This is a genomic window from Pediococcus acidilactici (genome assembly GCA_024970065.1).
Taxonomy (GTDB): Bacteria; Bacillota; Bacilli; order Lactobacillales; family Lactobacillaceae; genus Pediococcus; species Pediococcus acidilactici_A.
This window is the reverse complement of the sequence record CP103908.1, coordinates 640,667-666,451: the sequence shown is the minus strand read 5'-3', so window position 1 is coordinate 666,451 and position 25,785 is coordinate 640,667. Positions and strand designations below refer to the sequence as shown.

Here is a 25,785-nt window from a genome sequence, read left to right as displayed (position 1 = left end):
CTTACCCCTTGTTTTCTTTAAAATACTTTCGGAAATTCTTGACGTAGTTATGGTTCATCCACCAAATTAAAAGACTGCGTTTGAAATTCATGTCTTCGTCATAAACCGCGGTAAATCCATACTGGTCGCGATTAATCAAATCAAGTGCCGCCTTTTTTTCTTCATTATCCTTAGCATATTTCTTGAAAACCTTAACTGGCACCCCTAGCCATAGTTTCCGATTTTCAATGACGTCGTTAGCGTAAACTGGCTCCATGTCTGCCAAAGTGTTGTTAGCATAATCGTCAACCACCCAGCGAGCCAAGTTATAGCCATTTAAAGTAACGAAGAAACTACTCCGTCCTTGGCGAATGTTGATTTCAAATAGCTTAAACTTACCATCACGATGGTCATACTTCATATCAAAGTTCGCGTACCCCACGTAGTCAATGCTTTCCAAGAAGTTTTTAACGGTGTCGTAAATTTCTTGGTTGAATTCGGGCAAAATGGCCACGTAATTACCAATTGCGGATGGCGCCGGATCTTCTAGCAACGGATGTCCTAAGCACATCATCTTTACGTGATGGTTTTGGTCAACGTAGGCGTTGAGCACCCGCATGTTGCTATCATCTCCCGGGATAAAATCTTGCAAAATCAAATCGGAAGTGTAGCCATTGTCGTAAATTTTAGCAATCACGTCGTCTAACTCGGCCTGAGATTGAATCCGGAAGGCTTTCTTTCGGCCTTCAAAATGAATATCTAACCATTCAACACTATCGGCCGGTTTTAAAGCCACTGGGAAACCAAATGGTGAAGTGAACGTTTCGCCGCTTTCGTATTGGGCCTTCGTGATGAACTTGGTTGCTGGATAAGGCAGATCATATTGATCACAAATTGAATAAAAACGTTCCTTATTATTCAACTGTTTCAATAAGTCATAATCAATGTATGGGCAAACAAAGGTCTGCGAAAGTTCTTCCTTATGTTTAGAAATTAATTCCGCGTAACCGTCGCCCATCCCTAGTAGGATCACCTTTTCATCCGAATCTTGGTATTTTTTTGCAATTTTTCGCATTGATTCGATAAATACCGGATCTTCAGAAAAACCAGGAATAATTTCAACGTTCACAATGTTAGTAAACCGGGTCGGTGCTAGCGTAGCACTAGCATAAGCCTGCACCCGTCTTCCCGTGATTTCATAAAAAGCACGAGCCATTCCGTAGGCGTTAAAGTCACTCCCTAAAAGAATTGGTGTAAAGTTGTTTACTGGTCTTTCCATTAACTGATTCCCCTTTTCACTTCTTGTGCAACGCCCATATCCGTTGGCCAAGGTGTGTCAACTCCCCGCACTTTTTGGTACGGATCTTCGCCCTTTCCAGCTAGCACGACGATGTCATGAGGGCCGCTTTCTACAATTGCTTGACGGATCGCTTCACGACGGTCCAGCACTTGATGAACTTCAACCGTTCCAGGCTCAATATGGTCCATGATTTGGGCAATGATGTCTTGCGGATCTTCGAAGCCCGGATCATCGGTCGTCAAATAAGCTACGTCAGCCTGTTCACTAAGAGCTTTACCAAATCCAGCTCGACGTGAAATCCCCTTATCGCCAGGGCTTCCAACTACCACGATAGCTTTTCCGTCGTGGTATTGGTGTTTAACGAATTTAAGTAACGCCCGTAAGCTCGCGTAGTTGTGCGCATAGTCGACAAAAACGACGCCATGTCCCGGAATTGCCAAATACTCCATGCGACCCGGAATCACAATTTCGCTTAACGGTGTTAGCGCCGCGTCACGGTCCGCACCCGCAAGTGCAGCAGCGATAATGGCGGCCGTCGCGTTGCTTTGATTATAATCTCCCGCCACGTTCAAGTCGTATTCTCCCGTAATTGGCAGAACTTGTTTAGTAGAATTTGTGGCTGAAATGGTAAATCGATTATTAGTTAAATCGTCTTCCGCATTCTTAATGGTGTAATCGACCCCGCCATTGGCAGGATCTGCACTAAATAAGTAAATCTGCTTCGGATCCGTAGTAGCTTTTGCAGCTCCATATACGTCCTCAAAGCGGTTGGTATCCGCATCAATAATGCACCTTTTAGAGTTCACCATCAACTGTAATTTGCAGTGGAGGTAATCTTCAAAATCCTTATGCTCATTGCGGCCAATATGGTCTGGCGTGATGTTGAGAAAAATTCCACAATCATACTTTAACCCGTAAACCCGATCACGCAAGTACGCTTGTGAAGAAACTTCCATGACAAGGTACTTCATTCCATTATCCACGGCCTGACGCATATCGTGGAATAAATCCATCGATTCTGGCGTCGTTAAGTCTGACTTGAATTGATCCTCTGGACGAGGACCGACAATTCGATCAATGGTCGAAAATAGGGCCACTTGTTGCGGATACTGCTGGTTCAAAATTGCGTGGGCAAAATATGCCGAACTGGTCTTCCCCTTCGTTCCGGTAATCCCAATGATAAACAAATCATTTTGCGGGAATCCGTAGTAAGTAGCCGAAAGAACCGCCATGGCTCTCGTAACGTTGGTTACAATAATTGCAGTCATGCCGGTTCCTTCAGGATATTCGCGTTCCGCTACGTACGTGGTGGCACCAGCTTTTCGGGCAGCTTTCAAATACGCTGGTTTAAAGTTTCCCTTACAAAAGAACATGTCTCCAGGTTCTACTTTTCGCGAATCATAAGTAATTCCTGAATTGACAGTCGTCGTTGATGATTCAATTTTTTTCAATAGGTGATGTTCCGCAAGTACAGTTCTTACGGTACCTAACTCTAACTTCATCTGCTCATCCCCAACTAACTATTCTTGCGTCTTGTGTACTAATTCCACGGTCTTCGCAGTGGTATCTTCTGGGAAGTAAACTTCATACCAGAGGATGAACGTATAAATCGTGAAGATCTTTTGCATACTTGATTTACCGTTAACGTGTTCTTCTAAAATGTGCATTAACGCTTCTGGTTTGAAGAACTTCTTCGCAACGTCGGAATTAAAGGCTTCTTCAATCCGTTTACGGTACTTGTCTTCCTTGATCCAGTTAGCAATTGGGGATGGGAAACCAAGTTTTTCCTTCTTTGCAACTCGTTCTGGTAGTTCAGCTTCAGCAGCCCGACGAAGGGAAACCTTGGTTTCATCCTTATGAATCCGGGTTTTAATTGGCATAGTTGCGGCAAATTTAGCGACTTCCCGATCAACCAACGGAGTCCGAACTTCAAGCGAGTTCGCCATACTCATCCGGTCAGCCTTATGCAAGATATCAAATGGCAACCATGTATTGATATCGAAGTACTGCATTTGGGTCATTTCGTCCTTACCCCGCACTTCATCGAAGATGTGTTGGGTGTAAGCACCTGAATCGACGTTAAGTTCAGGTTTAGCTAAGATTTCACTACGTTCTTGTTGGTTAAAGACGTAGTTAACCCGGTAGTAGCGTTCACTTAGTGGTTGTGCTCCCCGCATTAAGAAGCGCCGACCGTGGAAACGCGGTAATCCTGAAACCATCTTAGCCAAGCCCGTCCGAATAAATTGCGGAACTAGCTTTTGATAGCGTTCGAAGGTGAAAGCTTCTAGGTAAGTGTTGTAACCACCAAAGAATTCATCGGCACCTTCCCCAGACAAGGCAACCTTAACGTTCTCACGAGTTCCCTTGGAAAGGTAGAACAGTTGCATTGCTGATGGATTAGATAGTGGTTCATCCATGTAGTACATGATGGTTGGCAAGATATCAAAGTAATCGTCACCATCCATGTACAACGGCGTATTCTTTTGGTGAATTTCTTTCGCAAATTCGGTAGAGTAGCTCAATTCACTGTATTTGGAATCTTTAAACCCTAGCGAGAACGATTGAATTGGTTTTAATTTAGCAGCTTCCGCTAAAACATAACTTGAATCAATTCCGCTGGAAAGAAAACTCCCTACTTCTACATCGGCAATCATGTGCGCGTCAACCGAATCCTTAACGATTTGACGAATCTTCTTCGCGTCGCCTTCTACCGTTTGGCTTTCGTCAATGTGATCGTAATTAAATTTGAAGTAAGTGTGCGTTTCCGTCTTACCATTCTTGTGTAAGAAGTAAGTTCCTGGCAACAACTTATAAACGTTGCGGAACATGGTTTCCTTAGAAGGAATAAATTCAAAGCTCAAATGAATTGGTAACAATTCTTCGTTAAATTCTTTTTTGAAATTAGGATGGTCCAAAAAGGCCTTGATTTCAGAAGCCCATAGGAAAGCATCGCCATCATCGTAATAGTAAAGGGGTTTAATCCCAAAATGATCGCGCGCGCCAAAAACTTCTTGTTTTTCTGCATCATAAATTACAAAAGCAAACATCCCGCGGAGCTTTTGCAAAAGTTCTGGGCCCCAAGCGTCGTAACCATGAATCAACACTTCGGAGTCTACGTCAGTTTTGAATTCGTAACCCAAGTCCTTTAGTTCTTGTCGAACCGTCTTGTAGTTATAAATTTCGCCGTTAAAAGTCAATACTTTAGTTTTAGTGTTATTTTGCATTGGTTGACGTCCGTGGGCGAGGTCGATAATTGATAATCGCCGAAAACCCATCGAAACGTGTTCATCTTGAAAATAAGCTTCATCATCCGGACCACGGTGTTTGATCCGGTCCGCCATTGATTTAATTGTGTCTTTATTGACATTAGTTTGGTTAACGTACCCAACAAATCCGCACATTTTGCAATCCCCTTTTATTCTTCAATCTGTCTATGTACTTATTTCCCTGTGTTTTGATATACCCATTAATGCCTATTTGGAAGGCGAAATATTACAGTTATATCGCTTCTCGGTAATATATAACATTTTAGCAAAAATTGCATACCAATACTACTATCGTTAACTTTTCTTAACCGGCGGCCTGCTTTCTTTGTCACTTGAATTTTTAGTCAAAAAAATAAAGTGTTTTAGTCAGCTCATGCATCGACCAAAACACTTTAATTTAAATTATTTTGCACAAAATTTGCACATCCGTCACTTTAACACCTACAAAATAAGGTTTATTTATGCCCGGAACAAGATTCGAACTTGCACATAGTTACCTATACAGCGACCTGAACGCTGCGCGTCTGCCAATTCCGCCATCCGGGCTTAACAAATTAATTCTACACTAAAGAACTCCAAAAGTGAATATCCGATTTGAATCATTTAGTAGTTATCGTTTGATAAGAATTATATTATTTTCAACGGGTATATCATTAACTGTTCTAATCACTTTTCATGTATAATACAAATAAGCAAAAAGATAAGGTAGGTAATTGCTTATGGGGGAAATCCATCTTAACTGCATTGTCCGTTGCCGGTGTTCCACAGACTTAAAGCAGCCTTTTGTGGGGAAAGTTATCAAAATGGATAACGATGAGGCCGTCGTAACGATTCTTGAATACGATCCTTGCGAACGCTATGTGGCGTACGAAATCAACTACACCACCCGGGTAAAACCGTGTGACTTACGCCCCGTATCCATTAAAGTACACCGCCCGAAGCCGAATTAATTTGGCTCTTGCAAAATTAAAAAGTGAGGCCCATTTCGTTCTCTGCGAAATCACCTCACTTTTTAACGTTTTACCAGGTTAATTAATTTCTTAAGCAACTTTGATTAAGCTATTCCTACTTATCAATCACAACTACCGTGCCGTAAGCGTGCACCACTAAAAATTTAGGGGCACCGTTTAATTCCACCACTTCGCTATTATATTTCAAGCCAATGATACCATCGCCACCACTTAATTCTGCTTTTTTCTTAATCTTTTCCTTGGATTCATCAAACAGTTGGTCAAACATGTTGTACTTATCGATATCTTCTGAAGCAAGCATCAGGCTAGCCGTTGCTTCAACGACATCTTTAATCGTGTAACCCGCATTAATTCCCGTTGTGGTAATAAACATTATGGTTCCTCCCGTCTTTTAGCTGCTTCCTTTTTTTGCTCTTCTACAAATTTTTTCATTCGGAGCCGAACTTCGATAACTGTCGTAGTGATCATTGAAAACAGGAATCCCACTACCCAGCTAATTACCAAAGGCGCACCGCTTAAATGAAAAAACTCGGTTGCAATAACTAAAATTACCGCCACCGCTAATGGTAACGTAATTCTTAAAGACTTCATTTTTTTCTCTCCTTGCGTTGTTTACCATCCGTCAGGTGTTTGGCAAAGTACTGCACGTACCAGGATAAAATTATCCCGACCACCACAATGATAATTAATTTATTAGTCTGACTCAAATCAGATAACCAAGTTAATATCATAATTATTGTTGATAGAACCAATAAAACTAAAGAAGTTCGATAATACGTTTTTTTCGGCATTTTAATCCCCCAAAATAAATTGATGAATGGCTTCCGCAACTCCGCTAGTAAAGTCCCCTTGAGTAACGTGTTTAGCCACTCGCCGAGCATCTGCAGTAGCATTGGCAACCACCACTGGCAGTCCTACCTGGCTTAGCATGGCGATATCGTTGTTATTATCACCTAGGGCCATAATTTCATCCTTTTGGATTCCTAAGCGTTTAGCCAAGGCCAAGGTTGCCTTTCCCTTATCAACACCCCCGAGGTTAAATTCCGTATACCGGTTTGAAGAAAAGGTGGCGTTTAAATCAAAATCTACGTTTGCTAACACTTCTTTGCGGATTGCTTCCCGCTTCTCAGGATCGTGATTCATCGTAATAATTTTGACGATTGGTTGGTTTTCCAATGGTGCCAGTGTTTTATACGGATATTCTTCAACCTTGACGCCCCGGCCCGTCATATATGCATTATCTTCAGGGTCAGGATTATATACGTAAACGTGGTCCAAGGTGTAGATATGAGTAGTGTAATCCAGCCGTTGCTTAACCACGTCAAAGATTTGGGTAGCTTGCTCCATGGATAATGCGTTAACTTGTAACACCTGACAACCTCTATTTTCAACAATTGCCCCGCCATTATAAGAAATTACGTATTCATCTGGTTGATCGCGCAACCCTAGCTGTTCCAGTAGTGGTTGTACCGATTGAAATCCACGTCCCGTGTTAGGCACAAATTTCACTCCCAACGCAGCGGCCTTTTTAATTGCTTGAATATTAACTTCTGAAACGCCTGTGGGTCCCACCAACGTTTCGTCTAAATCACTAACGACTAATTTTATCATAGTTCATCCTTCAATCCATTCGTTTACCTTAGATGCACCAGCACCTAATCACATTTTTTTGCTTTACAGCGTCACTTACTAGCTAAGTTAGAACGGTAGCCAAAAAGCAGCTTGGCTTCCTTAATTGATTTGATTGCTACTTAGCCTAAACGGGCGAAAAGCCTCAGTCTTCTCCGGTTAGCCAAGCATGAAGACGAATCCCTAACCCGGATCCATCTCCATACTCAGTTAATCCTCAAAGACTAACCAAGGCTTTTCGCCCTCTCCATCATATCCCACCTTGGTAGCGCTTTTCAAACCTTTCTTTAAATGGTCGACGGGGTTTATTTTTCACCCAGAACATAACCAGCAAGCAGTTTTTTTGCCAAAATTCAAGCTTGTTTTGCACCAAAATTCTTTATACAATATGTTGTGGCTATCTGGAAATCTAGCATTATTTAATACTAGATTTCGGCGGCAAAAAACAAAAAGAGGGGCATTTTATGGTGATAATTACAGCAGGAATGATTGGCGTTGGTAAGACTACATTGACAGGAAAAATTGCCGAACATTACGGAACACAAGCATTTTACGAACCAGTTGGCGATAATCCAGTTTTACCGCTCTATTATTCAGACCCAAAAAGTTACGGATTCTTACTCCAAATCTACTTTTTGAACAAACGTTTTCAAATGATCAAGAAAGCGTTGGCTGATGACAATAACGTCTTGGATCGCTCGATTTATGAAGACGCCTTGTTTACTCGTGAAAATAACAAGGAAGGTAACATTACTGACACCGAATTCGAAGTTTACATGAACCTTCTTGATAATATGATGAGCGAGTTGCAAGAGCTCCCCAAAAAAGCGCCCGATTTAATGGTTTACGCGGAAACCGACTTTGACACCATCCTCTACCGGATTCGTAAACGTGGCCGGGATTATGAACAATTCGACAACAATCCGGAATTAGAGTCTTACTACTACAAAATGTGGTCAGCATACAAGGATTGGTACGAAGAATATGACGCAAGTCCAAAGATGAAGATCGACTTACAAAAATACGATTTATCAAACGACGACAACACTAAAATTATTCTTAGCCAAATCGACCGTAAACTAAAAGAAATCCGGGTTGACGAGCCTATTCATAAGGCGATTTAAACCGGCAACCATATCACATATATACCATTATTGTGAAACATATTTTTCAACTAACAAGCGTGGTTTTATTAAAAGCTAGAAAAGCTCCTAAGCCTATTTAGGATACTTTTCTAGCTTTTATTTTTTGGTTATTTGTTTGTGAAAAATGTTCTATACCATTTTATGAATCCGCCATTGTAAACGCTACCAAATGTGTTTATAATTTAACCGTACTAAAATCAAAGGAGGAATCACCATGTCTAAACCACGCACCCGCTGGTACACCACCATTAGCATTATCGTTTTATTTTTGTTTTCCCTCACCACTACTTCGGTAAAGGCCCAAGCAAACTCTGCCGACTTAGATGGTCAATCTGCCACCAATATTACGAAGCAGCTTAAAAATCACCAGTATGATGAACAATCGCTAATCCAGTATACATATCAAAAAATTAACCAACAAAATCCCAGTCTTAATAACGTCATTTACCAAAATCCTTCCGACGCACTAAAACAACTACAGTCTTTGAAAAAAACTAATCATCAACAGCCTTTCTATGGGGTCCCCCTCTTGATTAAGGGGCTGGGTCAAGCATATCAAGGCTATCCCAACACTGACGGCCTTCCTTTCTTAAAAAAAGAAACTTACCCTACTACCAAAGCGTTCGTTAAAAAACTGCAAAAGATGGGCTTTGTAATCCTTGGTGAGACCAACTATCCAGAAATGGGCTTAATTAACATCACCAATTCTAATTTAAACGGGGTCGCCCACAACCCGTGGAACTTACTATTTAATACCGGTGGCTCTTCCGGAGGTGCAACGGCAAGTGTGGCTGCTAACGAAGTTCCGATTGCGACTGGAAATGATGCCGGTGGTTCTTTACGAATTCCAGCTTCCTGGTCAGGTGTAATTGGTTTGAAACCTACCCAAGGCTTAATTATTGGAGATTCAACCACTCCTTCAGTCGTTAACTTTGCGGATACTCGGGATATTACTGATACCCAGACCCTTTTAAAAGGTCTCACGAATCCCAAACAAATCCAAATGCTACAAAAAGTTCCTAAGAATTTGAAAGACTTGACGATTGCCTACTCCCTAAAATCTCCGGTAGGAACCCCGGTCAGCCAAGACGCTATTAATGCGGTTCAACAAGCGGTCAATTTCTTACGGCAACAAGGTTTTAAAGTTGTCCAAAAAGATAGTCCGGTTGACGGAGTGAAAATGATGCAGACCTACTATTTAGGCGCACTTGAAGACGGAGCTAACGCTAGTGAAAAATTAGGCCGACCACTGACTAGCCAAGACGTTAAGGATAAACTCGTCAGTCCGATGACGTACGCCCTTTACGAAGCAAGTCAGAAAGCTCCTAAGTCCACTACCAATACTTTCATGAAGGAATTAGCCCTCGTTCATCGCCAAATGACCGCGTTCCACAAGCAGTACCCAATTTACTTAACTCCGACAACGGCTACCACTGCGCCACTGAATAGCGATCCAGCCTACCTTCCTAAGTACGTTGATCAAATGATGAATATTAAGGATCTGCCGTTCCAGCAACAAATGCAATTGATTTACGATTCTTGGCTCCATGGCTTAACTAAGACGCCGTTTACTCAATTAGCTAACCTTGCTGGTGAACCCGCACTCAGTTTGCCAACCTACGTGAGCCCGTCTGGTTTACCATTAGGAATCCAATTACAAGGTAGCCAAGGTAGTGACGCCACGTTACTCGCAATTGGCAAAATTTTTGAAAAAGAGCACCAATTTAAGTTCTTAAACGCTAACTACCCAACTAGCGGCGCGCAATCACAGCAAACGACCACTACTAAGTCTTCTGCCACCAATTCAATGAAGCAGTTGCCCCAAACTAGTGAAGCATCCGCTAACTGGTTGATATTCGGGGGACTCGTCCTTTTAAGTAGTGGAATCATAATTAGCTACCGGGTTTATCGCCCGCGTCGTTAGTTTGCCTTAGAAAACTGAATTCTAAGTGAAAATTTAGTGCAAAATTAACGTTAAAGCTATTTGTTATAAATCAAGTACTATCACCATAGTGCTTGATTTTTTATTTACTATTTTGAGCCTTGATTTTATCAAATTCCTTTTTTGTCTTAACCTTTGTTTCTTTGAATTGCTCATCCCATATCTCTAATAATAAGCTTTCACCAACAATCATTATGATTAAAAATCCCCAAATATCTTTGGTACCCCCTGAAGTCAGATATTGGTAAAACATAAATACTGCAAAGGCTATCGGTAAGATAGCACCTAAGTACTTTCTTTTAATGTTCCTGCTTAAAATATACTGAGCAGCTACTATAAGTAACGGGATAATGACATCTAATGTCTCTGAACTCATTTTTTAATTCCTCTTCTCTTAACGCTAATATTTTTTCTGCAGCCTGTAATGATATTTCGTCTTCAATAACCAAATTCATTATTTGTTCTTTAAAGCCTTTTTTATTCTCATTATCATCAAGCATTTTTATCTTTTCTATTAACTGATCAGTTTTGGCTCGAATTGTGGGATATGAAACGTGATAATAGTGTGCCATTCTTTTTAATGATCCAGAATTTAAAATAAAAACTTTGATAAAAGCCAATTCTTCGTCACTCAAATTGCTAACCCATTTTTCCATAGACCGTTCCCCCTTTTACAGCCATTTTAATCCGCTTTATAAAAAAGTTCAAATTTTGTTTAATAAAATTAATTTATAAATAAATAAAATTAAACATTAAATTAATTTTTGATAATTAGTTGTTTTCTCCAAACAGCTTTATTCTGCTTACCACTCAACCAAGACGTAATTTCTTACCAAATACTCTACTTAGGCAGAGTAAAAAAGCTACTTTCTGGCTAATAAGATGCTGAAAGCTGGTGTTTTACTACCGAAAGAGTTTTTATTTTTAGCATATTAAAAAGCAGTGGCGAAAAATTACTTTTCCATCCCCTGCTTTGTTTTACTTAATTATTTTTTACAATGACCACGTCTGGTGCGGCATTTTCCACTACGTAACTAGCTGTGGAACCCAAAATTACTTGAGCAACCGTGCCCATCCCCGTAGCACCTAACACAATCAAATCAACGTCATATTCTTTAGGTAGCGTGTAACTTAACATTGATTTAGGACTCCCCTGTTTAAAGACGACTTCAATATCTTCTGCAGGTAACCCCTGTTGTTGGGCATCTTGTTTCAATTTTTCGAGGGTGGTTTTCCATTGATCTAGCGTATTTTGTAAATCAATTCCTGTTTCAATAACGCCAAAGCCTAGAGAAACACTTGCGGTGTTAGCATGTTGCTTTTTCATTACACTTGCAATAATTAGTTTTGCATGATTTGACTTAGCAATCTCCACCGCCCGGTTAAATGCAGCCATCGATTCTGGAGAGCCATCATAGCCGAATAAAATTTTCTTATAATCCATAATACACACCAACCTTTCAAAGTCTATTATACCAATTTAGCGCTTTCAGCATAGTTTTTTATTTGAGTTTTCCCGAATTATTTCTAAAGTACTTTGCGTTATACTAAAACCACGAGGTGATTACAATGCTTAAAATCAACCAACAAACTTTGAAAGGCCACTGGCCCGTGCGCCAGAACCAAAGCCATAAGGGAACTTACGGCCATTTGTTATTAATCGCTGGAAACGCGCAATACGGCGGTGCGGGAATTCTCGCTGCTTCAGCTGCCGTTTACGCAGGAGGCGGTTTAGTAACCTTAGCGACTGCTAAAAATAACTTTACCGCGGTTCGCGCAACTTTAGCAGAAATCATGTTGATCGATTTTACCGACTTTGATCAACTTAGCAAATCGCTGGCAAACGCAACTGGAGTTGTAATTGGTCCAGGTCTGGGAACTGATTCAACTAGCTTGAACGTTCTCAATTTCACTCTAGCCCATATTGCAGAAGGAGTACCGTTGATTATTGACGGCTCGGCAATCGATTTAGTAGCCCAACACGATTTGCAAGTTGCCCACCACCCGACAATTTACACGCCTCATCAAATGGAATGGCAACGCCTATCGGGAATTAAAATCGCGGACCAATCGGTGGATCGAAATCAAACCGTGGTAGATCAATTAAACGCCACCGTCGTTTTAAAGCATTACCATACCGAAATCTACACACCCAACGCGCCGGTTGCCCAAATAATGGCTGGTAACCCCGGGATGGCAACTGGGGGCTCGGGCGATTCCTTAACCGGTATTTTGCTTGCCTTAATTGCTCAAGCTAACTCGGTAAATGAAGGGGTTCGCTTGGGAACCTTCTTGCATAGTTATACAGCGGACCTCATTTACGAACACGAAGCAGTGGTGCTACCCCATCGGTTAATTCGCCAGCTCCCTGCCGTTTTAAAACAGTTGACGCACCAATAACTTTTCCTAAATAAAATACCAGTGGACAGATACTTCTGCACGCCATTTCCAACATTTCTTCAATTAGTTGGTTTAACGTCAGGTTCCTGAACACTGGTATTTTATTATTCTGCAATTAATTTTTCGATTTCTTCGTCATTTAGTTCCCGGTAGGTTCCTGGTAATAGTCCGTCATCTAACCGAAGCGGGCCAAAACTAATTCGTTTTAGACTAACGACCCGCTCACCAAGACTACCAAACATTCGCCGAACTTGATGATACTTACCCTCCTTCAAGCTCACGTGAACGAGAGTTTGTTCATCCAATGCGGAATAATTAAGGATGGTTAACTCCGCTGGTTTTAATTGGGTACCGTCTTTTAAGACGATTCCTTCGGCAAACTGCTTAACTGCCGCATCGGTGATTTGGCCGGTCACCACGGCTTCGTAAGTTTTTTGGACGTGTCGTTCGGGTGCTAACAGTTGGTGAGCTAACGGACCGTTATTGGTAATCAGTAATAACCCTTCAGTATCCTTATCAAGGCGGCCCACTGGAAAGAGATCCTTCCGAAAATCAACTTTATTAAATAAATCCATCACCGTCTTTTGCTTGCGGTCTTCCGTAGCGGTCACCACGCCAAGGGGTTTATTCATCATAAAGTAGAAGTACTGCTGATAAGTAATCACTTGTTCTCCCAAGCGAACTTGGTCGACTACGGGGTCAACCTTCACACGCCCGGATTTAGCCACCACGTCATTAACAAAAACGGCCTTTTCCTTAATTAATTTCCGAATCTGACTTCGAGTACCTACATTCATATCGTGCAAAAACTTATCAACTCGCACAGGATCCCCCCTACTTAATTTTAAGCATTCTTCGTAAGCCCGCGGCGCGCCCGCCGATAATTTCATCAGCTAAGCGACTTTTAAGGACACAGACTACGTAAAAGAGCCCGCCTAACGCAGCCGCCACTAAAATCACAATCAGCGCTTGAACCTTATTAGCCGGATTCATCACTAGATACAACCCGTTGGTCACTACAAACGCAATGAAAAAGGTCCCAAAAGAATAAGTAATAATTTTCCCGATAAAGCCATTGATCTTATCATAATCTAACCCGTATTCCCGGTTAATATGGCGTAAGATCAACCAATTAACTACGGCAAAACCAATTGCGGTCGAAATTAACGAACCCACCGCTGAAAAAATGGCTACCATTGGGAATTGAAAAATAAATTTAACGATCATCCCCACCACAAAATATTTCACGGCTAAGACGTTTTCGCCAATCCCCTGCATCACGGCAGAAATTACCGTAAACAATCCCAAAACGATTGCCACGTAAGAGTTGAACTGTAGAATTGCGGTGCCTACGTCACTAAGATGATAAAACAAAGTGTAGGCCGGTTGGGCAACTGCCGCCATTCCTAGAGCGGACGGAATCATCAAAAAGGCAAACAGTAAAATCGAATCCGCCACTTGCCGACTAATTTCCGCCCGGTCTCCCCGGGTCTTGGCTTCCGATAAAATTGGCACCGACGTAACTGCTAGCGCAGATGCCAGCGAAATTACAATCATTACTAATTTGTTAGCGTTAAAGGCAAAAATCGCAAACATATTATTTAAAACGGTGGCCGAATAGTCGCTGACCGACCGCATAATCCGAAAGAAGGTGTATTGGTCAATCAATTGGAAAATTGTAATTGCTGAACCAATGATAATAAACGGAACTGCCTGCGCGATAATTTCTTTGTACAAACTAGTTGTCGAAATTGCCAAGCCATTCACACTATGCTGGGATAAATATCTTAACCGCTTGCGATACTTAACAAAGTACCCAATCAACACAAGCAAACCGCCCAATGCACCAATAAAGGCGGCAAACGTGGATTGGGCCACTCCGTAAACCCAATCACCATGATTTTTGTACATAATTAAGTACGCGGTTACCAACATGTAGGCTACCCGCGCTAGTTGCTCAATAAATTGAGATACCGCCGACGGACCCATTTCCTGATACCCCTGGAAAAATCCCCGGGTCAAACTCATCGTGGGAATTACCAAAACGGCCCACGCCAAGGCATGGAGCACGGTAGTTACGTTTGGGTCCCCATCATTTAAAAAGGGCGCCCCAAAGAACAAAATTGCCGCGCAAACAACACCGGTTCCTACCGATAGTAGTAACCCCCTCTTATACAAACGCTGACCTAGCGCAAACTCGTTAATTGCGTTGTAGTGGGCCACCTGTTTGGAAATTGCGGACGGGATTCCGGCAATCGCCGCAATCAAAAAGAAGCTATATATATTGTAGCCCTTGGTATACAGAGCATTTGCTTGATCACTATAGACCCCGAACCAAATTACCCACGGGATAATATAAATCGCACCTAAAATCCGCGAAAAAATGCTGCCCGCCGTCATCCAAGCCGATCCTTCCAGCATCTTGGCTTTGGAAGAAGAATTGCCACTATTCTCCCTTAACGGTTGCGAGCCTAAATATTGGGATTCCGCGGTATCAAATTCAGATGGTTTATCCATTTTAAAACCTACTTTCACTAGTCAATCTACATTATTTTAATACACTTAGCGACCACCGACAATTAAATTTCAAAGACAATTACCTTTTGAATAGGAATACAAACTGAAGACAAAATCTACGTTTCATTTTCCTGAATTAAAAATGTCCCTGTCCTTATTTTTTACATCCAAATTCTGTACTAAGAATCTGTTTCAGAGTTATCCAACTTTTTCCAAAAGAAAAAGATTCTAAAGAAAAAATATTTCCTTTAGAATCTAAATCGTATGATATATCATACTCATACTTAGTCTGAAAAATTTATTATCAATATTAATTTGATTTCTTTAGTTCTAGATAAATTTTCGTAAAATTAAAAGTACTATCTACTCAACAAGTTATTTTCAGTAGCAGCGAGTTCTTCTTTTACCTTTTGTGCATCTGCTAATTTGAAAAATGGAAAATATATTGCGAAGGAAAGCACTAAAATTACCAACTGTAAGATTGCTCCCGAGATATTTCCCGTCATTAAATATCCAGAAATTATTGGGGGTGTGGTTCCAGGTGGAAGGACACCAATAGGCTTTGCTACTATTCCCATTTGCATGGACAGATATGTTATTAAAACTGTCACTATCGGCATAATTAAAAATGGTATCCACATTATCGGATTAAATACAATTGGAAACCCAAATAGTACAGGCTCGTTTATTCCAAAAAAACCTGGACCAATACTCAAACGCCCCAATTGTTTTAATTGTTTGCTTTTCGCAAAAAACACCATAGCAATTACTAAACCTAATGTTGCTCCAGATCCACCAACAAAAATCAGATAACGGAATTCTGCTGAAACAATATTCTTAACTGGTTCTCCGGCCGCTAAAGCTGTTGCATTCTCAGACGTTAATTGTAACCAAATCGGTAACATAACTGAATTAGCAATAATTGAACCATGGAGACCTATACACCATAGTAAATTAATTATCAAAAACACAACAATTGTTCCACCAAGACTTGTCCCTAAATGCGTCAATGGTTGCTCTAAGATGGTTTGAATAATACTATGAATGCTGTCAAACTCTGTAAAGTTTTCTATCAAAAGACGAATGATCCAAATAATTAGAACAACCAAAAAACCTGGAATAACTGCGGTAAAAGACTTCGCAACCGTTGGTGGCACGCCATCTGGCATTTTTATAGTTAAATTTTTTTGAACTATAATTCGGTAAATTTCAGTAGAAACGATTGCTACTAACAAACCAACAAAAAGGCCTTGGCTTGTAAAATAATTTGTGTTAATACCATTAACCACTACTTTATTAATTGTAGTAGAAAAACTAGGTGTTACTAAGAAATATGATGCTAAAGCAATGCAGCCCGACGCCAAGGGATCAACATTATAACTTTCAGCCAAACGGTAACCTAGCCCAAAAGTTACTATCAAAGCAACAATATTGAAAGTTGCATTAAAGGGTAGCATGAGCGCATTTTTTATTTCTTCATGTTGACTCAAAAAATTCGTATAAGCGGGAATAGGAAAACTTGCTAAAATCAGAAATATTGAGCCTATAATTATAAAAGGAAGCGTCAAGACCATTGCATCACGAAGTGCAGCTAAATGTCGTTCATTAGATATCTTATTTGCTCTGGGCATGATCTTCTCTTGCAAAAACACAGTAACTTTGTTCATGATTAAGTTCCTCCTTACGATTTAGTTTTATGCAAATCAATAATTTCTTTTGCAAGAATTGTAATAGTTTCTACACTCATTAGCTGGTCTTCTGCATGCATAAAAATCATTGTATAGACTAATTTTTCTCCATTTGCTTCTTTTTTTACAAAATCATTGTGGTATTTATGTCCCTTTACAAAAAATTTATTTGACTCGGCTAATTTTTGTTTAGCTAAATCAAATTTCTTTTCTTTAGCTGCATACATAGCCTCTACTGCTAAACTTTTCGCCATTCCGACATTGCTAATTATTTGAAATGCGGCTTCATAATATTCTTCCATCCTGTTCACCTTTCTTAACTCTTCAGTGCTTGTTTTAATACCTTTTCCCCGTCCATCATCCCATAAGCAGTCATATCAATCGTTTCTACTGGTATTCCTAATTTTTCCAACTTCTTACGTAATTCGCTTTGCATAAAACTAACTTGAGGACCGAGTAACAAGCAGTCAACTTTTCTATCTTTCAAAGTTAAATCAATTTCTGAGACAGGTTTTGCAAAAATATCTACGTCAATCTTCATTTCCTTTGCTGCATTCTCCATTTTAGTTACTAATAAACTAGTACTCATTCCTGCTGCACAAGCTAACATAATCGTTTTCATTTTTTAACCTCCTATTACTTAACAATTTCTCCGTTGGTAGCAATAACATCTTTGTACCAATAAAATGAATCTTTTTTCGTTCTATTTAGGCTTCCGTGCCCTTCATCATCTTTGTCTACATAAATGAAACCATACCTTTTTTTCATCTCTCCAGTTCCAACTGATACAATGTCAATGCATCCCCAAGTCGTGTAACCGATCACATCTACATGATCAACTTCTACTGCTTTAATCATTTCTTTGATATGCTCTTTCAAAAATTCAATTCGATAGGTGTCTTTTATTCGTCCATTTTTGTCAGGTTGATCAACTGCTCCCAGCCCATTTTCTACGATAAATAATGGCAATTGATATCGATCGTACAGTTCATTCAAGGATAATCTCAGTCCCACTGGATCAATAGTCCAATCCCAATCAGTCTTTGGAAGAAAGGGATTCTTTCCCGCTATCTTAGGTCTTCCATTAGGATTTAAAGTAACAACGCTAGAAAAATAATAACTGAATGAAATGTAGTCAACCCTACCTTTAAAAAGTATTTCTTTATCTTCAGCAGAAACATCCAACTTCTCATTCATTCGTTGCCATTGAGCAGTACATGTATTTGTATAGCATCCTTTGCACATCACATCCCCATAGTAAAAATCAGGCATCATGAATAATTTCTTAGCTAATTGGTCCTTAGGACTACAAGTCTTTCCGTAAGTCATAGGGTACTGAAGCATACATCCAATTTTAAAATCAGGATTAATTTTATGCCCTAAAATTACTGCTTTAGCGCTTGCAATCATCATATTATGACTTACTTGTAAAATTGTTTTAGAACGATTTTCACCCTTTTCGAAAAGGATTCCTGCTTGGTGATAAGGTTCTTTTTGATTCATAGTTTCATTAATTTCATTAAATGTAATCCAATACTTTACCTTGTTTTTATAGCGTTCAAAAACAACTTGACAATACTTTTCGAAAAAGGAAATCAATTTTTTGTTTCGCCAAGAACCGTACTCTTTCACTAAATGTAGTGGGGTCTCGTAATGAGATAACGTAACAATGGGCTCAATATTATATTTTTCTAATTCTGCAAATATTTTGTCGTAAAAATCCAATCCAGCTTCGTTTGGTGTTTCTTCATCTCCATTAGGGAATATTCTTGGCCAAGATATTGATAATCTAAAGCATTTAAAGCCCATTTCAGCAAACAATTTAATATCTTCTTTATATCGATGATAAAAATCAACTGCTTCATGGCTCGGATAAAATTCTCCTTCTTCAATTTTTGGATGAATTTTTCTTGTTTTTCCGTGGGCTGCTCCTTTTTCAACATCAGCTATGCTTAATCCTTTACCGTCCTCTAGGTAACCGCCTTCATATTGATTGGCAGCTGTAGCTCCACCCCACAAAAAATTCTTTCTTAATTTCAAACGAAATCGCCTCCTTGATTTAAAGATACAATCAAGGAGGCGACTATGAAATGCATTTCACTTCACTTATAACAGCGTTTTATATTTTGCTATTTTTTTTTATAGAAAAACCGTTACATTGTTTCATCATTTTCCATTAGTAAAGAATTCGACGACTTTCTTTTGCTTTCTAATATTTTAGAATAAAATTGTTTGTGAGAAAAATTTTCTTCAAAATCGTTTTGGAAAACTAAAGAATACATAATATCTAGAATTAAATTTACCGATACATGAACACTATAATCAGCTATATTATTAAATAGATTTCCTTTTGAAGATATATACAGTACTGCGTTAGATTGTTTACTTAAACTATTTTCTCCGACAGAAGTAAGTGATAATATTGGGATATTTTTTTGCTCGCAAATATCGGCTATTTTTAAAGCTCTTTCCGTCTCACCTGAATATGAAATTATAATAGCAAGATCGTTTTCTTTCATACAACTTGCTTCGTACAACTGATAATTTAAATTTGTTGAAATAAATACGCGTTTACCAATTTTCATCATTTTCTCTTTGAAAGATTCGGCTTGATTTAAAGCAGTTCCGAAAGAGTATACATATATTGCGTTTGCTTTGCTAATCATCTTTTTCGCTTGAGCTGTATTATCATGAGATAGTAATGATAATGTATCATTAACTGTTTCATGATATAATGACCCGATTCGATTACTAATTGACATCATGCTATCTTTTTTATCAAAAGGAAAATTAACATTTATTTTTCCATATTGTTTTTCTATATATTCAAGTTCTTTTAAGAATTGCAATTTAAAACTGTCAAAACCAGTAAATCCTAACCTTTTGCAAAGACGGATAACAGTAGCGGGTGAAGAAAAGGTCTTCTCAGCAACCCAACGAGTGGATTTTCCATCCATTTGTTCTCCTAAAGAAAGCAAAAAATCAGCGATTTTTTTTTCAGTGTCTGATAAATTCTTGTGTTTTTTTATTTTATCAACTATGAGCATATTTTTATCCTCCAAGCGTCTTCAAAAGGCTGAAGTCTTTTTCTGTCAAAACACCTAATAACTTTTTATTCACTAAAATATACTATATACTTTTATAACTTATATGTGGAAAAAAATAAACCGCTTTAGTTATTGTGACTCGAATATATAAAGTTAATACTAAAAACCAATACATTCTAAAATTTATATATATATATATCAAAAAAGGGCTAGAATTTATTGCAATTCTAGCCCTTTTTCGATTCAATTGGTTTATCACAAAAGCAATGGTACTTTCCTTTATTTTGCAACGATGTTAACGATCTTATTTGGAATGACAATTACCTTTTTGATGTCCTTTTCCGCAGTCCATTGTTGGATACGTTCATCTGCTAAGGCAATTTTCTCTAATTCAGCTTGGTCAAGGTCCTTTTCAACCTCCACCTTACTCCGTACTTTTCCGTTAACTTGTAGAATTACTTGTACGGTGTCTTGTACTAACTTACTTTCATCGTAAGTTGGCCATGCTTCGTAAGTGATCGTTTCGTCATGACCCATGATTTGCCAAATTTCTTCGGCAACGTGCGGGATAATCGGCGAAAGTAACTTCACAAGACCTTCCATATATACCATTGGTAACGCGTCTGCCTTGTAAGCTTCGTTAACGAAGACCATCATTTGCGAAATTGCGGTGTTAAAGCGCATGTTTTCGTAGTCTTCCGTAACCTTCTTAACCGTTTGGTTGTAAACCATGTCCAATTTGTGGTCGTTGATCATGGTAATCCGGTCCCGCAAATGATTATTTTCGTCAATCATTAGCCGCCAAACCCGTTCGATCCACTTCCGACTACCGTTTAAGCCTTCTTCACTCCAAGCCACGGATTCGGTCAACGGTCCCATGAACATTTCATAAAGTCGTAAAGTATCTGCACCAAACCGTTCTACGATATCATCTGGGTTAACCACGTTGCCTTTGGACTTAGACATTTTTTCGTGGTTGCTTCCCAAAATCATCCCTTGGTTAACTAGTTTTTGGAACGGTTCCTTAGTTGGTACTACCCCAAGATCATAAAGGACCTTGTGCCAGAACCGTGCGTATAGCAAGTGAAGTACTGCATGTTCTGCACCACCAACGTACAAGTCTACCGGCAACCATTCCTTAAGCAAATCTTCGTCGGCAATCTTGTTTTGGTTCTTAGGGTCCACGTAACGTAAGAAATACCAAGAACTACCTGCCCATTGTGGCATGGTGTTGGTTTCCCGCCGGCCTTTTCGCCCATTTTCGTCAACCACGTTCAACCAATCCTCTAGGTTAGCAAGTGGGCTTTCACCCGTACCAGAAGGTTTGATGTTGTCCGTAGCTGGTAACCGTAACGGAAGTTCATCTTCAGGAACCAGCGTAGTTTCGCCGTCTTCCCAATGAATTACCGGAATTGGTTCTCCCCAGTAACGTTGCCGAGAAAAGACCCAGTCGCGTAACCGGTAGTTAACCTTTTTATGACCAGCTCCGTGTTCTTCTAACCAATCCAACATTTTATCGATGGCTTCTTGTTTGTTTAAACCATCTAAGAAACCAGAATTAATGTGTGGGCCATCGCCGGTATACAGTTCCCCATCCGAACCACCTTCAATAACTGAGATGATGTCAATTTTAAACTTCTTTGCAAATTCATAATCCCGAGGATCGTGAGCAGGAACCGCCATCACCGCTCCAGTACCGTACGAAGCCAATACGTAGTCCGCAATCCAAATTGGAATCTTCTTGCCGTTAACTGGGTTAACTGCGTAACTACCAGTGAAGACCCCGGTTTTATCCTTATTCAAATCGGTCCGTTCCAAGTCGGATTTAGTCGCGACCGCTTGCTTGTATTCTTCAACCGCTGCCTTGCTTTCCAGCGTAGTCAATTGGTCAACTAGCGGATGTTCTGGTGAGATAACTAAGTAAGTTGCCCCATACAAAGTGTCGGCACGGGTGGTAAAGATTTCGATCTTTTGGTCACTATCTTCAACATCAAAGAAAACGCTGGCCCCAATCGAACGACCAATCCAGTTTTTTTGCATTTCTTTGATGCTGTCAGGCCAATCTACTAAATCTAGGTCATCGATCAGCCGGTCTGCGTAAGCCGTAATTTTTAAGATCCATTGTTTCATTGGTTTCCGGTAAACTGGGAAACCACCGCGTTCAGTCTTTCCGTTTACCACTTCTTCGTTAGCAACGACCGTACCACCCATTAAATCGGGAGCCCAGTTAACCAACGTTTCTTTTTCGTAGGCTAATCCCTTTTTATAAAGTTGTTCAAAAATCCATTGGGTCCACTTGTAATATTCAGGATCGGTCGTGTTAACTTCCCGGGACCAATCGTATGAAAAGCCAAGGGACTGGATTTGGCGTTTAAAGTTCTTAATATTGTGTGCGGTAAAGTCCTTCGGATTGTTCCCCGTCTTCATTGCGTATTGTTCAGCCGGTAATCCAAAGGCATCCCAACCCATTGGATGTAATACCTTGTATCCTTGCATCCGCTTCATCCGGGACATAATATCTGTAGCAGTATAGCCTTCAGGATGGCCCACGTGCAGTCCTTGTCCAGATGGGTATGGGAACATATCTAAAGCGTAGTACTTCGGCTTTTGTTCACTTTCAACCGTTTTAAAAGTCTCGTGTTTTTGCCAATAGTGTTGCCACTTAGGTTCAATTTCTTTATGATTGTAAGCCATGTTTTCCTCCATTATTATTTACTGGTTGCTTCCGGATTAATTTAACCGTGCTTGGTAGCCGTTGCTAGGTGAATTAGCGAATTTTTTAAAATAAAAAAAGCCTAAAGACTCTCAAATAAGAATCTTTAGGACGAAAATTTCCGCGGTACCACCTAGTTTTGCTAACGCACACTCAAATCCATAACGCGGAACACGCCATCCCCTACTTAAAGTTCAAGGACAGATTTACAAAGACGAGTTCACTAAAAGTTACTCCGGATTCGCACCAACCATCCGTTCTCTGACAGTAAACTTTTAGCTACTACTTCTTTAACCAGTAATATTTAGATAGCATTATCATAACAGTAACCACCAACGATTACAACCAGATATGGTAAAATTAATCTTAATTGTTAAAGGAGAAGGAAATGCGATTTAAAAAGTTTGGTTGGTTAATTTTAAACTGGTTACCTCTACTAGGCCTGCTGACCTTAGTCATCTCGGTCAGCAACCATTGGGGTTGGATACATACATACGACCGTTACCTACAAAAAATCATTCACGGATGGCAAAGTTCGGGGTTAACCCCCTTAGTTAAAATCTATACCCAATTGGGGAACGCAAAACCCTTTATTTTTATCAGTATCGTAATCTTAGGAATGCTGCTATGGCGGGGATATGACCGCTTAGCCGCCTTCTTCCTTGCGAACGTGGTGCTCGGCAACGCAATCAACCACCTGATTAAACTCTGGATCCAACGCCCCCGACCACATTTTCGTTTAATCACGATTGGGGGGTATAGTTTTCCTAGTGGGCATTCGGTGGCCGCGATGTTGCTATTTGGCAGTTTGGTTTTCATCACTAGCCAAACGGTTCGTTCCACTAAGTGGCGAATTGTTTGGAGCTTACTTTGCATAATTATGATGCTTCTTTTGGGACTGTCACGAGTTTACCTGAACGTCCATTACCCTAGCGACGTAACGGCTGGATTATTACTAGGGTTGGTGATTTTACAAGCCACCCACTGGATATTTTATCGAAAGAAGGAATCCCAATATGCTTGATAACGCAATGCAATACAGCCACCGGTTGTTGGCAGAAATTGTGCAACCTGGCGATCAAGTCGTTGACGCAACCATGGGCAACGGCCATGACACCCTCTTTTTGGCTAACTTAGTAAAGCCACAAGGAAAGGTGTTTAGCTTTGACATCCAAGCAGCAGCCCTATCAGCGACGAAAGCGCGGTTAGAAGAACAGTTACCTGACCACCAACACGTACAACTGATCCAGGATAGTCACGACCAACTAACACAATACGTGGAGGGATCGATTTCCGGTGCCATCTTTAACCTCGGCTACCTCCCCGGTGGCGACAAGCAAATTATCACCCACTCGGCTTCTACCATTGCGGCGGTGCAACAGTGCTTACAATTGCTGAAAGTGGGTGGACGAGTAGTCTTAGTTTGTTACTACGGCCATCCCGGGGGCGCCGCTGAGTTAACTAAGCTCCTTGATTTCACTACTAATTTAGACCAACACCAGTTCACCTGTTTGCGCTACGAGTTTATCAATCAAGTGCACCAACCGCCAATTTTATTGGCAATTGAACGCCGAAAATAAATTATTTGTATAAAAAGTGGGAAAGCATCCCTCCGGCAACTTTAAAACTGTTGCAAGATACGGAATGCTTTCCCACTTTTTAGTTATTTATTTTTTAATGTACGTGGCCGACTAAATGCGTTAATTACAATTGCGATAATAATCAAAATAAAGCCGCAAATGTAGATGTTGTGCAACGCACTGTATAAAATGTCGCGCAACGTCGGTAACAAATCAGCTGGCAACCGCTTGGCAGTTTGCGGATTAATTACCTGATTCATCATCGCCATGTTAATCCGGGAATGGTGCGCAATCCCCATGTTGATCGTGCCGTTCATGATGATTCCGAATACGGACATCATGATGGTTTGGCCCAACGTTTTTGCCAAGGTATTAAACGAGGTCGCCACCCCGATTCGATCCTTCGAAACTAGTTGCTGGGAGATTACCAAAGTCGAGGTAATCGTAATCCCAAACCCAACTCCTAAAATGGCTGCGATAAAGAAGAAGGCGACGAACGGTGTCGAAGCAGGGATTACCGCTAATAAAAAGCTCCCGACGGCCAAGATGCTTAAACTAATTCGCAAAATTTGGTTAGCCTTTAGTTTAACCAACATCTTGCCAGCTAAAAAGGAACCAAAGATCCATAACACGGAGCTAGGCGTCACCGCAAATCCGGCTAGCGAAGCAGGTAATCCCAAAATTCCCTGCGTCCAAGTTGGTAAGTAGACTTCAAATCCAATCAATAATCCCGATACCAGCATAGTTGCAACGTTTTGAATAACAAACGTCCGGTCGTTGAACAAGTCGAGGAAAATGATTGGATCTTCCGCACGCCGTTCCTGCCGAATAAAGAGCGCGCCGGCCACCACGAAGATGATAAATGACAATCCCAAAATCAATTTAGAAGCGGCGCTTTCACCTAACAATTGGAAGCCGTACATTAAGCCCAATAGTGATAACATTAACCATACGCTGCCCCAATAGTCGATCTTTTTACGGTGCACACTAACTTCTTCTTTTAGGTAAAGCTGGATTAGGATAATTGTGATGATTCCAATCGGCACGTTAATAAAGAATATCCAGTGCCAACTAAGGTTATCAACGATAAAGCCCCCTAATAGCGGGGCAATGATCGAAGCGATTCCCCAAGCAGAACCGTTAAGTCCCATTACCTTCGCGCGCTTTTCCAAAGAATAAATATCCGCGATGATCGTGTTGGAAACCGGCATGATTGAACCAGCCCCAATCCCCTGTAAAGCTCGCCAAATAATTAACGTAGTCATCGAGTGGGCTAACCCACTTAACATTGAACCAATTAAAAAAATGATAATTCCAATTATAAAAACGCGTTTGCGTCCAAAAATATCAGATAATTTCCCGTAGATGGGGGTAAAGATTGCGTTCGTCAATAAGAAGATTGAAATTACCCAATTCATCAAATTAACTCCGTGCAAGTCCCCCACAATGGTTGGCATCGCGGTTGAAACGATCGTTCCTTCAATTGCCGACATAAAAGTGGCAACAAAAATCGCGACCGTGACCAACGCAACGTTTGTTTGCTTTTTCTTCATCATAACCTCACGTTTAAAATGTTCATTTTTATTTATAGTAATAATATAAAACAAG

The 25,785-nt window shown here is 40.3% G+C and carries 24 protein-coding genes, 1 tRNA gene and 1 other annotated feature; of the genes, 6 read left to right on the top strand and 19 right to left on the bottom strand.

The window, feature by feature from the left end; translation table 11 throughout:
• Position 1 precedes the first annotated feature (1 nt).
• From NYR25_03140 to NYR25_03125, 4 genes are all read right to left on the bottom strand, one after another.
• Positions 2–1,258 (bottom strand): carboxylate--amine ligase, encoded by a 1,257-nt coding sequence (locus tag NYR25_03140; protein ID UWF34397.1) that lies wholly within the window; start codon positions 1,256–1,258, stop codon positions 2–4.
• Complete coding sequence (locus NYR25_03135; protein ID UWF34396.1) at positions 1,258–2,781, bottom strand: UDP-N-acetylmuramoyl-L-alanyl-D-glutamate--2,6-diaminopimelate ligase; 1,524 nt, start codon at positions 2,779–2,781, stop codon at positions 1,258–1,260. Before NYR25_03135 ends, NYR25_03140 begins: the two co-directional genes overlap by 1 nt.
• Positions 2,782–2,799: 18 nt before the next feature.
• Positions 2,800–4,680: an asparagine synthase (glutamine-hydrolyzing) gene (asnB, locus tag NYR25_03130; protein ID UWF34395.1), complete on the bottom strand. Its 1,881-nt coding sequence runs from the start codon at positions 4,678–4,680 to the stop codon at positions 2,800–2,802.
• A 327-nt stretch (positions 4,681–5,007) separates the two neighbouring features.
• Positions 5,008–5,091: transfer RNA gene (locus NYR25_03125), tRNA-Leu, on the bottom strand.
• 239 nt (positions 5,092–5,330) lie between these two features.
• Here NYR25_03125 and NYR25_03120 point away from each other — a divergent pair.
• Positions 5,331–5,495 carry a hypothetical protein gene (locus NYR25_03120; protein ID UWF34394.1) on the top strand — a complete coding sequence of 55 codons (165 nt, stop codon included), beginning with the start codon at positions 5,331–5,333 and terminating at the stop codon, positions 5,493–5,495.
• 115 nt (positions 5,496–5,610) lie between these two features.
• On the opposite strand, the gene NYR25_03115 is transcribed toward NYR25_03120, so the two are convergent.
• From NYR25_03115 to NYR25_03100, 4 genes are read right to left on the bottom strand one after another with little or no spacing between them, the layout of a single operon-like run.
• Complete coding sequence (locus tag NYR25_03115) at positions 5,611–5,889, bottom strand: heavy metal-binding domain-containing protein (GenBank protein ID UWF34393.1); 279 nt, start codon at positions 5,887–5,889, stop codon at positions 5,611–5,613.
• A complete protein-coding gene (locus tag NYR25_03110) occupies positions 5,889–6,107 on the bottom strand; it encodes an AbrB protein (GenBank protein ID UWF34392.1) in 219 nt (72 codons plus the stop codon). Before NYR25_03110 ends, NYR25_03115 begins: the two co-directional genes overlap by 1 nt.
• The gene (locus tag NYR25_03105) at positions 6,104–6,307 is read right to left on the bottom strand and encodes a cytochrome aa3 quinol oxidase, subunit IV, qoxD (GenBank protein UWF34391.1); all 204 of its coding nucleotides are present in this window, start codon (positions 6,305–6,307) and stop codon (positions 6,104–6,106) included. The genes NYR25_03110 and NYR25_03105 overlap by 4 nt, the downstream gene beginning before the upstream one ends.
• A gap of 1 nt (position 6,308) precedes the next feature.
• Entirely contained in the window at positions 6,309–7,127 is an 819-nt protein-coding gene (locus tag NYR25_03100) for a Cof-type HAD-IIB family hydrolase (GenBank protein UWF34390.1), read from the bottom strand.
• Positions 7,128–7,609: 482 nt separating this feature from the next.
• Between NYR25_03100 and NYR25_03095 the strand changes: the two genes are divergently transcribed.
• A complete protein-coding gene (locus NYR25_03095; protein UWF34389.1) occupies positions 7,610–8,269 on the top strand; it encodes a deoxynucleoside kinase in 660 nt (219 codons plus the stop codon).
• Between the two features lie 235 nt (positions 8,270–8,504).
• Positions 8,505–10,214, top strand: a complete 1,710-nt coding sequence (locus NYR25_03090; GenBank protein ID UWF34388.1) for an amidase family protein — start codon at positions 8,505–8,507, stop codon at positions 10,212–10,214.
• A gap of 317 nt (positions 10,215–10,531) precedes the next feature.
• On the opposite strand, the gene NYR25_03085 is transcribed toward NYR25_03090, so the two are convergent.
• The gene (locus tag NYR25_03085) at positions 10,532–10,888 is read right to left on the bottom strand and encodes a DUF2089 domain-containing protein (GenBank protein UWF34387.1); all 357 of its coding nucleotides are present in this window, start codon (positions 10,886–10,888) and stop codon (positions 10,532–10,534) included.
• A gap of 326 nt (positions 10,889–11,214) precedes the next feature.
• Positions 11,215–11,676, bottom strand: coding sequence for a universal stress protein (locus tag NYR25_03080; protein ID UWF34386.1), 462 nt, complete (start codon positions 11,674–11,676; stop codon positions 11,215–11,217).
• A gap of 125 nt (positions 11,677–11,801) precedes the next feature.
• On the opposite strand from NYR25_03080, the gene NYR25_03075 reads away from it, so the two are divergent.
• Positions 11,802–12,632, top strand: coding sequence for an NAD(P)H-hydrate dehydratase (locus NYR25_03075; GenBank protein ID UWF34385.1), 831 nt, complete (start codon positions 11,802–11,804; stop codon positions 12,630–12,632).
• A 104-nt stretch (positions 12,633–12,736) separates the two neighbouring features.
• Here the strand turns inward: NYR25_03075 and NYR25_03070 are convergent, their stop codons facing one another.
• The 8 genes from NYR25_03070 to leuS all read right to left on the bottom strand — a co-directional run bounded on the left by NYR25_03070 (position 12,737) and on the right by leuS (position 22,578).
• Positions 12,737–13,456 (bottom strand): 16S rRNA pseudouridine(516) synthase, encoded by a 720-nt coding sequence (locus NYR25_03070; protein ID UWF34384.1) that lies wholly within the window; start codon positions 13,454–13,456, stop codon positions 12,737–12,739.
• A 10-nt stretch (positions 13,457–13,466) separates the two neighbouring features.
• Positions 13,467–15,149 carry a polysaccharide biosynthesis protein gene (locus tag NYR25_03065; protein UWF34383.1) on the bottom strand — a complete coding sequence of 561 codons (1,683 nt, stop codon included), beginning with the start codon at positions 15,147–15,149 and terminating at the stop codon, positions 13,467–13,469.
• 359 nt (positions 15,150–15,508) lie between these two features.
• Positions 15,509–16,816: a PTS cellobiose transporter subunit IIC gene (celB, locus tag NYR25_03060; protein ID UWF34382.1), complete on the bottom strand. Its 1,308-nt coding sequence runs from the start codon at positions 16,814–16,816 to the stop codon at positions 15,509–15,511.
• Between the two features lie 14 nt (positions 16,817–16,830).
• Positions 16,831–17,139: a PTS lactose/cellobiose transporter subunit IIA gene (locus tag NYR25_03055; GenBank protein UWF34381.1), complete on the bottom strand. Its 309-nt coding sequence runs from the start codon at positions 17,137–17,139 to the stop codon at positions 16,831–16,833.
• Positions 17,140–17,153: 14 nt separating this feature from the next.
• A complete protein-coding gene (locus NYR25_03050) occupies positions 17,154–17,459 on the bottom strand; it encodes a PTS sugar transporter subunit IIB (protein ID UWF34380.1) in 306 nt (101 codons plus the stop codon).
• Between the two features lie 14 nt (positions 17,460–17,473).
• On the bottom strand, positions 17,474–18,877 hold the full coding sequence (locus NYR25_03045) for a 6-phospho-beta-glucosidase (protein UWF34379.1): 1,404 nt from the start codon (positions 18,875–18,877) through the stop codon (positions 17,474–17,476).
• A 113-nt stretch (positions 18,878–18,990) separates the two neighbouring features.
• A complete protein-coding gene (locus NYR25_03040) occupies positions 18,991–19,884 on the bottom strand; it encodes a MurR/RpiR family transcriptional regulator (protein UWF34378.1) in 894 nt (297 codons plus the stop codon).
• Positions 19,885–20,163: 279 nt separating this feature from the next.
• Positions 20,164–22,578 carry a leucine--tRNA ligase gene (gene leuS / locus NYR25_03035; protein ID UWF34377.1) on the bottom strand — a complete coding sequence of 805 codons (2,415 nt, stop codon included), beginning with the start codon at positions 22,576–22,578 and terminating at the stop codon, positions 20,164–20,166.
• Positions 22,579–22,701: 123 nt separating this feature from the next.
• Positions 22,702–22,904, bottom strand: a binding site (T-box leader).
• An 81-nt stretch (positions 22,905–22,985) separates the two neighbouring features.
• Between leuS and NYR25_03030 the strand changes: the two genes are divergently transcribed.
• Together NYR25_03030 and NYR25_03025 are read left to right on the top strand one after the other, a co-directional pair.
• Positions 22,986–23,621, top strand: coding sequence for a phosphatase PAP2 family protein (locus tag NYR25_03030; GenBank protein UWF34376.1), 636 nt, complete (start codon positions 22,986–22,988; stop codon positions 23,619–23,621).
• The gene (locus NYR25_03025) at positions 23,614–24,177 is read left to right on the top strand and encodes a methyltransferase domain-containing protein (protein ID UWF34375.1); all 564 of its coding nucleotides are present in this window, start codon (positions 23,614–23,616) and stop codon (positions 24,175–24,177) included. The genes NYR25_03030 and NYR25_03025 overlap by 8 nt, the downstream gene beginning before the upstream one ends.
• Before the next feature lie 83 nt (positions 24,178–24,260).
• On the opposite strand, the gene NYR25_03020 is transcribed toward NYR25_03025, so the two are convergent.
• The gene (locus NYR25_03020) at positions 24,261–25,730 is read right to left on the bottom strand and encodes an MFS transporter (protein UWF34374.1); all 1,470 of its coding nucleotides are present in this window, start codon (positions 25,728–25,730) and stop codon (positions 24,261–24,263) included.
• Positions 25,731–25,785 lie beyond the last annotated feature (55 nt).